The following is a 12,741-nucleotide window of genomic DNA, read 5'->3' as shown; positions in this document are numbered from 1 at the left end:
TTCCTACAACCATTTTAGTATATCATAGATGCGTAATGTTTCAACTTTTTTCATACGGCTATAACAATTCTGAAAATGTTTCGAGTTGTTGCAAAAATCCAACAATTTCATAATCCATCTCCTGTACTTTACCAAATAACATATGCACATAATCAATATAGCTTTGCGCTACATCCTCTGCATCATAATCAAGCCATTCAAAAGGATACGTAACAATCGCATGCTTCGCTAGTAATTGTTGTACCATCTCTAGCGTTGTCGGATCTTTTTCTAACACTTTTTTTATATAAGCCTCGATTACTTGGAACTGCGGCATTTCTGTAGGCAATGCCAAGTCCGCGGGGTTAACAACACGCTGGTAATGAAATTTCCCCATAGTTATTGATGCATTTACCTGTTGCTCTACAAGTAAGATAAGTGCGAGACTTTGAATAAATGGATGTACTTCTTCGTGCTGGATAATCTTTATTAACGATTGAACAATCGGGCGTATATTCGTACCTGTCAGCTGATAAATCGTTTGAAGCTGTTCATGCTGAGCAAGTTGTAAAAAATCCTCTATTAATAACTTGTCAACCGCAGGCTCTGTGATTTCTTGTTGCAGCACTTGCTTGCTTGCTATTTCTGCATTTAACTTTTTTAGACGTTGAAACTTTTCAAGTTGATTTTCTGGAATAGCTCCTTCATCAAGCAATGTTTCAATCAGCTTTTCTACTTGTCTAAATTCACGTAGCTGCATGGAGATTGTTAAGTATAGCTCCATTGCCTCGAAGTACATTGTAGGACCAATAGCTAAAAGCTCCTCGCACACTTCCTTTGCTTGCTTAAATGCACGTATTTCATACAATGAATAGGCATAGACACTTAATGTAACTTCATCACCTTCTATATAACGTAACGCTTCCGCAAAAGCTTCACAGGCTAAATTGTATTGGTAGCTTTCTGCATAAGCATGCGCTTGTTCCAATAATCGTTCACCAACACCGGGAAACAGAATCACATTATTCTCTTGCTGTATTTGATGCTTCTTTTTTTTCAAACTACTCACTCCCGTTACGGTAACATCTGGATTATCTATTTCACTATTTTACATGTGAATAGCTTATCGGACAACAAGAAGCCCTGAAGATGTATAATACATTCTATATGTAACGACACCTTAGGAATAAGATGTCTTTAACAACTTTTATCTTTAGCGCTCGTGCATCGTAGTACGCTCTGTTTTTATTTTTTCAATTTTAATATCTAACTTTCGGATAGAATCCTCTGTTAAAGGAATTTCTCCATCCTTATTCAACTGTTGCCACACTTTGAGTTTTTTTCGATATGCCTGCTCAGATAGTCTATAGACATCCATTTTTTTCTCTAATCCTTTTAAATAAGTGCGTTCTACTTCTTTTTTTATTTGCTCAGTTATCTCTTTTTTTAATTTTTGGTCACCCTTTCGTCCATCTTGCCCACTTGTTGTTACTTGTACTTTAATTGATATATCAAATCGCAGTTGGTCATTTTCCTCAACTGGCTTAATTTTAGGCTTTACTTTATCTACAATAATTGTTGTGTACTGTATTTGATCATTCCCATTTTTTAAAGTAATCTGCGCACGTTCTGTATGCTTAGACATCCAACGTAACCCCTCTGCCTCTCCATCCAATAATGAGCCTTTTAATTCAGATTTAGTAATAACACTAATGCCTTTGACTTCATATACGGGATCTGGACCTTTCGGAGTTTCCCATTTATCACTAGAAACCATAAAAGGCACATTGACTTGATGACCTGGCTCATCTAAATCAATAAGCATTGTACGTAAACTTACTGGCTCAACAAAGGACTCTTGATGATAGGCGTTTAAAGGATCTGCTACCCTTGAAAAAGTCATGCCTTTGTTTAAAATTGGTGTGACAAGCAACAGCTCGTTTAACGCTTCGTCACTCGTATATACCCACATCGTATAGCGCGTTTCTCGATATCGTACAAATGAGTCAATCGCTTGCATAAGTTCACCACTTTTCAACAACTCCTGTGAAAACACAACATAAGATAAATGCCCCCATAAAATCCGTTGGTCAACAGCACGATATAAGTTTACCGCTGCTTCATCAATCGTTCGGCCTTTTGCGCGACCAACTTCGGTTTGAATTGATTCTGAATTTGGTTGATCTGACCTCGCAATATTGGAGAAATCTAATAATTGTGCATAAATTTCAAATTGACCATCTTTATAATCTACACCTATACCATGAATGTAAAGCATACGTTCTGGCTCGTTATTATCCCAACATGAGGCTAAAATTAGACTGCATAAGATGAAACAATATACACCCTTTTTCATTGTGTACCATCCTTAGTCTCATCCTGTAAATTTAATACCTTAGGACGCGTCTCATTTTTTTGAGGAGTCTCACGTATCAATGATTTTTTTACCGTTTCCCAGCTCAAATCAGTCGCTATACTCAAATAAGGAACACCAAATATACGAGTGTTTGCCAAATAAGCAAGCAATACATATAAGCATACGAAAAAGCCAAATAGACCAAATAATGATGTAACTAAAATAAAGCTGACACGCAGTAGACTAACCGCTGTCACGAGTGATTGATTTACAAGTGTAAAAGTGGCAATTGTAGAAATTGCAATCACGACAATCATTGCAGGGCTTGTAACACCAGCACGAATAGCTGCATCTCCAATAATCAAGCCACCAACTACGCTTATTGTTCCCCCAATAATGCTTGGTAAACGTAGCCCCGCTTCACGGAAAAGCTCAAACATTAATAACATTAATAGCATCTCCAGTGATGATGGCAGTGGCAAGCCACGATTCGATTGTACAACCGTCGCAAGCAATTGAAATGGAAGCTGTTCTTGATGAAAGGTGGTTAGCGCTAGCCAAAATGCTGGTAAGAGTAAACCAAATAATATACCAACTATGCGCAATAGACGCTCAAAAGAGCCAAATACCACTGGATATTCATTATCTTCACTTGTTTTTAATAACATCAATAAATTAATTGGAAAAACAACTGCATATGAAACGCCATCAACTAATATTAAAAAACGACCACTCACCAAAGACTGTACAGCAAAATCTCCTCTTGCGGTATTCGTTGTGAGCGGTATTAATTGTCCTTTTTTATTTATACGCTCCATTAATAAGTCAGCGCTTATAATGATATCTGTATCAATTTCTTTAAGTTGTTTGCGAATGCTGTTTAATATAGTTTCATTCGCAATATCATTCATATAAAGGAGTGCTACAGTTGTTTTTGAGCGCCTTCCAATTATATATTTTTCAACTGACAATGAATTTGTAGGCAAACGTTTACGAATTATTGCAATATTTACCGTAAGATCCTCAATAAAGTTATCTCGTGGTCCTTTAACTAATACTTCTAAATTCGTTTCTTCAGGGTTTCGATTAGGCTTTTTAGCAATATTACTCGAAAAAAGCTGCTGCTGCTGCTCAAAATAAATAACAGCAAAACCTGTAAAAACAAGTGTCACTACTTCTTCCAACGACTTGACTTGCTGTAAACTAGGTAAATATAGCTGCTCTTCTATTGATTCGCATTGTTGCTGGCAAGCTGCACTCACCCGTGGCACAATAACCTCGTTTAATAAATGTGTATCAACCATTGCCTGACAAGTAATTATACTGACTGTAGATGCTGGAAATTGATATGTTTGATATAGTACATCCTCAGTTTGATTGAATAATTGGCGCAGCTCTGTATTTGTTATTTTTGACTGCATATCATTGCTCCACCTTCTTCCTTGGCAATTTTTTCGTTTTTTTCAATGAGATAAGCGTTAAAATAATTCCCCAAATAAAGAAAAAAGCAAAAGTACTTATTAAGAAAAATTCACTCTTTATTTGTAGAAACGCACGATCATTGAGCAAAAATAATGGCAAACTAACCGCAATAAAAGCTGGTACCATAATTTTTAATATACGCTTTCTTTGATTATCTAAACGTAGTAAATGAACAATGGTAAATATAATAAAGCCTATGCGCATAAAAGCTCCTGTTAGCCATTGATAAATAGAGAAAAAGTCAACATGCTCTATAAAGCGTCCGATGGAGGCAAGTCGCCACTCCTCATATGCAGGATAGTATTGGTTTTTAGCTTCAGTAGGTCCAAATTCTGCTATGGAACCAAGGAGTGGTCCAAGCGTTAACCAAACTAAAATAAACAAAATTACAGCAAAATATTGCCACTTCATCCGCTCTTTTATTTGGTTCTGAATAAGCAATATTAAAAAGAGCTCTACATAGCCTGATGCAGGATAAAATCCAGCATATAAAACCCGTGATAAACCATGCTCTAAAAAAGGGAGTATTAGCTCATATTCTTTTACTTTTATATTAACAATTGCTACAAAAAAGCCTAAAATTACGACACCTGTAAGTACAATAACATTAACCATAACAATCCCTTGAACACCTGTAGTAGCTAAAAATACACATAATGCAATATAAACTAAAATTAATAGTAGCTCAGGGGTTTCAGGTAAAAAAGTTACCTTAACCCATTGCATTGTTTCACGCAATGTGAAAGCTGCCATAATCATTAAGTACACAACAAATATATAGATAATTAATCTTTCCCAAAATTTCCCTACCTTCTCCAACAACCAATCTCGGAAAGATAACTCACCAATCTGTTTGTGTAAGTAAATAATCATGAAAAGCCATGGTATTAAAACAATAACAGCCCAAAATACCGACATCCATGCATCTCGTTCCGCCCTATGTATTAGAGGTGGAAGAATCGTCACATGATTTTTCAGCCCAATCACCGTCATCATTAAAAGTATGACATGCAATGTACTAATCGTTTTACTAGAATTCATGTGTTACCTCGCTCATCTTGTTTAAAATTCACAATAAGTGAGCCAGCTTTTCTTGATACCACTTTATTGCTAGTAATAGCTTTTCCATTGTTTCCATTTTTCATAAGCTAAAGTTGCAAATTGTATATACTATAGTCACATAATCGATATTTTTTATAAAAATGTCGAAAGGCTGTAAGAAAGGAAATGAACATCTCCTTTCTTACAGCCTTTTTGTCTTTAGTCAATTAATTCATATTGACTATATATCTTTTTTAATAAGGTAAAAGCTTCTTCAAAATAAGGTTGAATAATACTTAATTGCACTAAGCCTCTATTTTGCAAATAACTGCTTTCATCATGCAAATAAATGCCATTCAACTTTAAATCATCACCTAAACGATGCAGCTCGTTCGGCAACTTAAATGATGCAATCATTGAATAAGGGTTTGTTTTAAACGCATATTCAGCATAGCAGGACCAGTCTTGTAGCAATTTCATCCGCTTTGCTAACAGTTCAAAGCGCGCAGGATAGTGTCGTAAAGCGGTTAATGTGCTATGTATAAGTGCTGCTGGTAATGTAAATGGAATCTGCAATTGTTCATAGTGTGCCAAATTGATATACAGCGGTGCTTCACTAGACTGCGGTTGGTGATTTGAAAAAACAAAAGCCAGTCCACTAAGCGCACCTATTGCCTTACCACTAACAGCTGTTGCTAAATAAAATGGTGCAAGCGAGAACGGTAATGCACCAAATGAGCTAATACAATCGGCGCATACCACTACACCATAGCGTGCGGCTAGCATTGCAAGTTGTTCACCATTACACATCCCTGTAGACGTCTCACCATGTACATAGAGCAACCATTTATATCTTCTTTTTCTAAGAGCCTCCTCGATATGCACTAAATCAAGTGGTTCATGCCATGCAAAAGTTAACACATCAAATGTCATTTGCTGTTGTTTGGCCTGCTTGACTAGCCGTTCACCAAACTCACCATTTGATACAAGTAATCCTTTACTTCCCGAAAAATCAGATTTTAATTGCGCCAGCATAGCATCGTTTGCTAATGTCCCAGTTCCAACAAGTGTCGTTACATATTTAGCATGTGACAATGACACCAATCGCTGTTGTAGCTCTTGAAATAATAATTGGAAGGCGAAGGAGCGATGAGATAAATCCGTCTGTGCAAGTGACTCTTGTTGCCATACAGGACCAGGATAAAAATTCAAAGCGTGACGCCTTAAACGTTGACGTAGAGGGGCGCTATCTTGTCTCGTTAATACCATTGGTAAAAACAGCGCTTCACTTGTCCCAACAGCTTCAGCAAATTGACGAAACCCCATCTGCTTATATAGTTTTTCTTCTCTTGTTGTACCCGATATGACACAGGCTGTGTAATGCCGTTCAAATAAATAGTTTGCTAGCGCCTGTGCGAGACGAAAAAACACTCGACCGTTGCGAAATTGTTTTTTTATTGCTAACAGACGTACCTCACATAGCTTTTGGCAATCTTCATCTTCTAAAAATTGTTCCACAAAGCCTATTTTGCCATCTAATGAAAACGGTCGCTTATCGCGTAATGCTAGCATACCGATAAGTTGTTGCTCTTTATATACGACAAGATATGTATTGTCTGCATGAAATTTATCTACTAAACGACGCTCCACATTTGCTGGATGCTGTGGGATTTCCTCTACAAATGTTTCATAATTTAATGTAGCAATTTCTTCGAATTCTTTTTCAGATGTTGCTATTTTACACCAATACATATTATATCAGCCTCTCTTTTATATTTTGTCGGTGCTTCCATAAAATAAGTACAATACTGCAAATAAGCGTTGCAGGTAATACACCTGCAAAAATAACAACAGCACTATATAAAATCAACGCAACACACAGACCAAATGTTGCACTTCTCAATAAATACGTTGCCACGATAAAACTAATAATAAAAGCACTAAAATAAAGAGTATTCAATGTAATAAGCGCACCTACTATCGTTGCAACACCTTTTCCTCCTTTAAAGCTTAGCCAAAAAGGATAAAGATGCCCAAGTAAAACACAAAATACCGCCCATGTAATTATAGTATTCTCATACCCTATGTAACGCCCAATTACTACAACGATGACACCTTTTAAGCCATCGCCTACCGCCGTCAAAATAAATGCCTTTTTGCCAAAGACTCTCCCTGCATTACGAGCCCCTAAATTACCACTAAACTGTTGCTGTAACGATTGCCCATACCACTTCCCTACAAGCCATGCGGTCATTATTGTACCAAGTAAATAACTGCCGAATAAATAATAAACAACCATCATAGCCCATGCACTACTTTATCTAATTTAATTTGCAGCATTTCACTAACGCCTACTTTCCTTCCCACTTTTCTCTACTTGTTTAAACCTAGCACACAACCTGTAACTGGATTTCCTTATATTTTACATTAATTCATTTGTCTGTGGAATTGTGTTTCATCCTATTTTTTTCTACTTAACAATAGGCATAACTATAGAAAGGTGGCAACTTTTTTCATATGTTAAATATGACTTACTATTTCAGTGAAAAAGGAGGGGCTCAAAATGGTTAATAGATTTGGGGGCAATTACCCTAATAGAGGTGGTTATTGGGACACTGGAGTCGGTGGTGCATGGGGCGGCAATCCAATGGCAGGAAGAGATGCTCAAGTTCTACCCACACAAGTAGGACCAACGCAATTTAGTCCGCCAATCGTTTCACCAACTCGACAATTCGTACAAACAAATGTGACAAATACAGTAGTACCACATATTCATCCTTCACATTTAACAGTTGTAAATCGACAAATGATAAACAACCAACACTACTTCCCGCATACACAATCAGTTATAAATGAATGCTGTGAAACAAATACAATTTGCGGTCAACCATTTAATCCGTACCATCATAGACGTGGTAGACGTTACTAAAGATAAAAAGTGAGAATTGTGTGAGACTAGGCACTCACACAATTCTCATTTTTAAGTTCCACAAAATGTTCGGTAGGCGCAGCTAGAAGCGGGCGGCAATGTCGCATACATTTCTTGCTCTGCTGTATAAGCAAAAGGCTGTGCCAATACTTTTAACAGTTGCTGCAAAGGCTTCAAATTCCCTTCTGATGCCAAGTCTAAAGCCTCTTCTACACGATGATTGCGAGGAATAATGGCAGGATTACTCTGACGCATTGTACGTTGGACAAGCTCTAGCGACTGTGTTTGTCGCTGCAATCGCTCCTGCCATTTTTGTCGCCACTGTACAAAGGTCTCAAGTTGAAATACAGGGTTATCTTCAAACTTCCCTAGTGTTAAAGCACGGAAAGTATTTGTATAGTCAGCTTCATTTACTTTCATCCATTGTAGAAGTTCATCAATTAATTCAATATCTTGGGTTTCCTCTGTTAGAAGTCCAAGCTTTAAGCGCATTCCAGCAAACAAATTGGCTTCATATAGTTTTGGAAACTGCTGAAGTGCTTGCTCTGCCATTTTGATGGCTTGTGCTGAATCATGATGGATTAACGGCAATAATGATTCAGCCAATCTCGCTAGATTCCAAAGCGCCATATTTGGCTGGTTTTGATAAGCATAACGGCCGTGCGTATCAATTGAACTAAAAACGGTTTGAGGATCATATTTATCCATAAATGCACACGGCCCATAGTCAATTGTTTCACCGCTAATCGTCATATTGTCCGTATTCATAACGCCATGTATAAAGCCTACTAATTGCCATTTCGCAATTAATTCAGCTTGTTTTTCAATAACATATTCAAGAAATTTAATATAGCGATTGCCTTCATTTTGTATCATAGGAAAATGACGCTGTATAGCATAATCAGCCAATGTCTTAAGCTCTTCCTCAGTTCCCCATCTTGCAGCATATTGAAACGTCCCAACACGTAAATGACTCTTGGCGACACGCGTTAATATCGCCCCTTGTAATGCATACTCTCGCATAATCGCTTCCCCTGTTGTGACAACGGCTAAGCTACGGGTCGTTGGAATGCCTAACGCATGCATCGCCTCACTAATAATATATTCACGTAGCATAGGACCAAGTGCTGCACGCCCATCTCCACCACGCGAAAAAGGAGTACGTCCCGCTCCCTTTAATTGAATATCAACGCGCTCATTATCAGGTGTTATATGCTCTCCCAAAAGTATAGCTCTTCCATCCCCAAGCATATTAAAATGACCAAACTGATGACCTGCATACGCTTGTGCTAAAGGCGAACTTCCAACAGGTTCCTTATTTCCAGCAAACTCTTGAACCGCTTCCTCGCTTTGCAATGCCACTGCACTTAAACCAAGTTCTGAAGCAAGCTGTTCGTTGAGAATTACAAGCTTCGGCTCCTCAACAGGATTCAATGCCATCGACGCAAAAAAAGTATGTGGTAGTTGCGCATAGCTATTATCAAAACGCCAGCCAATATTCATAAAATGCCTCCTATCTTACTGCAGTAATGTTAAATCGTAAATAGTATAATCACAACGATAAATGAATAAATAACGATCATCAATTAATAAGCCTGTTGCCTTATCAATTTCCGTTGCAAAATAGCTTACATCCTCCCCAACAAATGTTGCAAGTGGTTGTCCTGCCTGTGAACGAATTAATACTACCTTATCTTTCCCTACCGTTGAATTTTTCATATCATTCACCATACGATTAATGAACGGTACAGAACGATCAAAATTATCAATATCTACAGTTTGTGCATATTCCTCAAAAATATTTGTTAAACCGTCCTCATAAGCTATTAAGCTACTACCAACGTGCAACATTTGCTTGCCACCAATCGTAATATCGAGCACAGACGATTTTTCAACTGTATTGCCTTCAGTATCCTTCATTGCAAACTTATCATCCGCCTTGATACTAACGCTCTTTCCTTTAATTTGGTCAATAATTTGACTACTTTCATCATATGTTTGAATCGTAATTTCTCGCCCAATAAATTGCTCTTTTATATTGCCAAAACCCCATTGTAAAAGGTTGCAGCCTGCTAATGTAAGTACTGAAACACCTAATACGAATGCTAAAATCAATTTTTTCATATGTATAACTCTCCTTTGCTTTCTATACTATTTTTTACGGTCCATATTGTAAATAGTTTCATTAAAAAAGCGGATTGTAGAAAAGGTCATAATCACCTTTAGCATATAAAAAACTACAGACCCATTAATTGGAACATCCGTGGAAATCAGTGTTTTCAACCTTTTAAAGAATACTTACATGATGAATATTTCAAGCAAACAGCAAAGGTTGTCCAGAAAGCGGCGCACTAGCCTGCTTTTCGGACAACCTCAAGTTTGTAATTATTTAACTGGAATCCAAATTTCAGAAACTAAATCTTCTTTAAATGGATCTTCATCAGAATATACTTCTAGCTCTGCTCCTCCAGCAGGCTCGTATGGATTCGATGGGAACCACTCAGAATAAATTTTCTTCCACGCATTTTGCATCGCATCAGGCATTGGGCCAACTACTTCAAATACGACCCATTTTGCTGCTGGAATTTCTAATGTTTCAAAATGATTAGGTACCTCACTGTTAGTAGCAGCAGCAATCCAGTAATCAATCATATTTCCTGCATCTTGTTGTGGTAAACAAACACCAAGTACACCTTTAACCTCTCCATCGTTTAGCTTACCTAGCTCCTGGTCTGTACCATTTGCATTCACTTCATCCCAAAACATAGGAATGCCTTGTAAATTCTCATCATTTGAACAGTTATATGTTCTTTTTAAACCTGCAACTTGAAACGCTTCTTTTTCTAGAATTTTATACTTCATCGGTTCTGCTCCCTTCAAACTCACCTGTATAACGAGGCGGTTATATGCTTGTATCGCACATTGTTTTTTTCTTGCATCACTCGGCGTCACGCCATGTTGCTTGCGAAACGCTTTTGTAAATGCTTCAGGAGAATCGTAGCCATATTTGTAGGCGAGATCGATTATTTTATTGTCTGTCATCATAATTTCTTGTGCTGCTAATGTTAATCTACGTTTTCTTATATAGTCGGCAATAGTCATATCTGTTAATAACGAAAATGTCCGTTGAAAATGATACACTGAACAATTAGCTTCACGCGCGATCTGCTCTATCGTTATGTTTTCTAACAAATGCTCTTCCATATAATGAATCGCCTTTTGAATCGACTCTATCCAACTCATTATGCCCTCACTCCTTGCTTATAGCATACATTTACCCCATCTATCTCGTCCTGTCATTTTGTGCTGACATTGGACAGGTTTGAAAGTTTGCAGAAAATACTTGTCACTATTTATTTAACACCAAAAAAGTTACATAAGATGTAACTTCATTGTACAGTTTTAGGCTTTTTTTCTATAGCTCTGCCCCACTTAACAAATACGTTTCAATTTCACGCATCATATCAAATGCACCTGCCGATTTATTTGAGCAAATAACTACCTTGCTAGATAAACTTGGATAATAAGCAGAATGAAAGCTAACACCTGGGTCGTAGCCCATAACATGATATTTCAAAATTGCATCATTTCTTTGTTTAATCCATACACCATAGCCATAATACCCATCTTCATTAACTTGTACATGTCTTGATAATAAATTATTTGTAGAGTTTTCTGTCAAAAGCTGGTAGTTCATAAGTGCATCCCACAGCTTCACCATATCATCGACTGCGACAAATGCCCCTCCATCTGAACCACCTTTAACAGGTATAGAATAGATATTTGTTTTCCACGTGCCATCTACTTGATCGATATAACCTAGTGCTGTATTAGATGGGAGAGCATCTAATGAAAAATAACCTGATGCACTCATACCAGCTTTATCGAAAATAGCTGCTTGTACATAATCTGAAAAAGTTTCTCCCGTTGCTTGCTCCACAATTAATCCTAATAAAATATAACCAGCATTATTGTAATGAAATCTTTCCCCCACTCGGTATTTCATTGATTGATTTTGAAATAAATGCAAAAAATCGCTCAATTTTCTTATATGATACATCGGATTTGTCACCCATAACTCTTCAAAATCTGCCATTATTTCTTCATCAAAATAATCTGGAATACCTGAAGTATGTGTTAGTAGATGATGAATCGTAATCTCGGGGTCAAAGGTCGAAAAATGTTGTTGAAGGCAATCACTTAATTTAGTCTGAAAAGATAGCTGCCCTTTTTCTACAAGCTGACAGATAGCTATCGCCGTAAATAGTTTGCAGCCTGATGCAATGCCAAAGCGAGTTGATGCATTATTGTGAATTTGCTCTGAACGGTTCGCATAGCCGAAGCTTTGATTGAGCGACAGTTTACTTGTGCCTTCCTCCACCAATACTGAACCAGAGAAATCAATTGTAGTTTGAATGTCCGTTATGATTTGTTGTAATTGTGTACGCATTATTCCCCTCCAAATAGTGTTGACCTATTCGACTGATGTACAAATTTCAATATAATGCCCATCTGGATCTGCAACATAGGCAACGGTTTGTCCCCATGGCTTCACTACAGGCTCCTTCACCACGTTTACCCCTTGTGTGCGAAGTGCTTCAATTGTTGCTTGTACATCCTCCACAACAAAACCAATTTCAAAAGTTTGAGAGGCTAATGATGCTTCTGGTACAGCTAACCCTATGTCCTCATTAACCGATTGTCGCGTATTAATTGATAACGTCGTTGCACCTGTATCAAACTCCACGTAGGTTCCTTGCTGCATTTTAACAGGCAATCCTAAAATATTTTGATAAAAATGCATTGTTTGCTCAAAATCATTTACATAAAGAATGACATACTTCATTGCTAGCTTCATTTCTTTCCCCCATCTATTGAAAAATTTTGTTCTTTCATTTTACTAAATAATTATAACATTCCGAAAGTAACGTTTCCATCTTGCTTGCAATGATTA

The 12,741-nt window shown here is 37.3% G+C and carries 12 protein-coding genes; 1 reads left to right on the top strand and 11 read right to left on the bottom strand.

Annotated elements, in window-relative coordinates:
• Positions 1-58 precede the first annotated feature (58 nt).
• The 6 genes from TY13_RS09735 to TY13_RS09710 all read right to left on the bottom strand — a co-directional run bounded on the left by TY13_RS09735 (position 59) and on the right by TY13_RS09710 (position 7,160).
• On the bottom strand, positions 59-1,039 hold the full coding sequence (locus TY13_RS09735) for a tetratricopeptide repeat protein (protein ID WP_042474937.1): 981 nt from the start codon (positions 1,037-1,039) through the stop codon (positions 59-61).
• Between the two features lie 153 nt (positions 1,040-1,192).
• Positions 1,193-2,335 carry a Ger(x)C family spore germination protein gene (locus tag TY13_RS09730; protein ID WP_042474934.1) on the bottom strand — a complete coding sequence of 381 codons (1,143 nt, stop codon included), beginning with the start codon at positions 2,333-2,335 and terminating at the stop codon, positions 1,193-1,195.
• Positions 2,332-3,756, bottom strand: coding sequence for a spore germination protein (locus TY13_RS09725; RefSeq protein WP_042474932.1), 1,425 nt, complete (start codon positions 3,754-3,756; stop codon positions 2,332-2,334). The genes TY13_RS09730 and TY13_RS09725 overlap by 4 nt, the downstream gene beginning before the upstream one ends.
• 1 nt (position 3,757) lies before the next feature.
• Positions 3,758-4,858: a GerAB/ArcD/ProY family transporter gene (locus TY13_RS09720; protein WP_042474929.1), complete on the bottom strand. Its 1,101-nt coding sequence runs from the start codon at positions 4,856-4,858 to the stop codon at positions 3,758-3,760.
• A 219-nt stretch (positions 4,859-5,077) separates the two neighbouring features.
• Positions 5,078-6,610, bottom strand: coding sequence for a GNAT family N-acetyltransferase (locus tag TY13_RS09715; RefSeq protein ID WP_042474928.1), 1,533 nt, complete (start codon positions 6,608-6,610; stop codon positions 5,078-5,080).
• Between the two features lies 1 nt (position 6,611).
• Positions 6,612-7,160 (bottom strand): glycerol-3-phosphate acyltransferase, encoded by a 549-nt coding sequence (locus TY13_RS09710; protein ID WP_042474925.1) that lies wholly within the window; start codon positions 7,158-7,160, stop codon positions 6,612-6,614.
• Positions 7,161-7,421: 261 nt separating this feature from the next.
• Here TY13_RS09710 and TY13_RS09705 point away from each other — a divergent pair, with 261 nt between their 5' ends.
• Positions 7,422-7,787: a CotD family spore coat protein gene (locus TY13_RS09705; protein WP_230199419.1), complete on the top strand. Its 366-nt coding sequence runs from the start codon at positions 7,422-7,424 to the stop codon at positions 7,785-7,787.
• 51 nt (positions 7,788-7,838) lie between these two features.
• Here the strand turns inward: TY13_RS09705 and TY13_RS09700 are convergent, their stop codons facing one another.
• The 5 genes from TY13_RS09700 to TY13_RS09680 all read right to left on the bottom strand — a co-directional run bounded on the left by TY13_RS09700 (position 7,839) and on the right by TY13_RS09680 (position 12,645).
• The gene (locus TY13_RS09700; RefSeq protein ID WP_042474923.1) at positions 7,839-9,290 is read right to left on the bottom strand and encodes a protein adenylyltransferase SelO; all 1,452 of its coding nucleotides are present in this window, start codon (positions 9,288-9,290) and stop codon (positions 7,839-7,841) included.
• A 15-nt stretch (positions 9,291-9,305) separates the two neighbouring features.
• Positions 9,306-9,911, bottom strand: coding sequence for a DUF5052 family protein (locus tag TY13_RS09695; RefSeq protein WP_042474920.1), 606 nt, complete (start codon positions 9,909-9,911; stop codon positions 9,306-9,308).
• A gap of 261 nt (positions 9,912-10,172) precedes the next feature.
• A complete protein-coding gene (locus tag TY13_RS09690; RefSeq protein ID WP_042474917.1) occupies positions 10,173-11,030 on the bottom strand; it encodes an AraC family transcriptional regulator in 858 nt (285 codons plus the stop codon).
• Between the two features lie 172 nt (positions 11,031-11,202).
• Positions 11,203-12,237 carry a serine hydrolase domain-containing protein gene (locus TY13_RS09685; protein WP_042474915.1) on the bottom strand — a complete coding sequence of 345 codons (1,035 nt, stop codon included), beginning with the start codon at positions 12,235-12,237 and terminating at the stop codon, positions 11,203-11,205.
• 24 nt (positions 12,238-12,261) lie between these two features.
• Positions 12,262-12,645, bottom strand: coding sequence for a VOC family protein (locus tag TY13_RS09680; protein WP_042474913.1), 384 nt, complete (start codon positions 12,643-12,645; stop codon positions 12,262-12,264).
• Positions 12,646-12,741 lie beyond the last annotated feature (96 nt).

It is taken from the genome of Bacillus ndiopicus (assembly GCF_000612805.1).
Lineage (GTDB): Bacteria > Bacillota > Bacilli > Bacillales_A > Planococcaceae > Metasolibacillus > Metasolibacillus ndiopicus.
The sequence above is the reverse complement of the archived record's forward strand: the minus strand, read 5'-3'. Positions and strand labels throughout refer to the sequence as shown.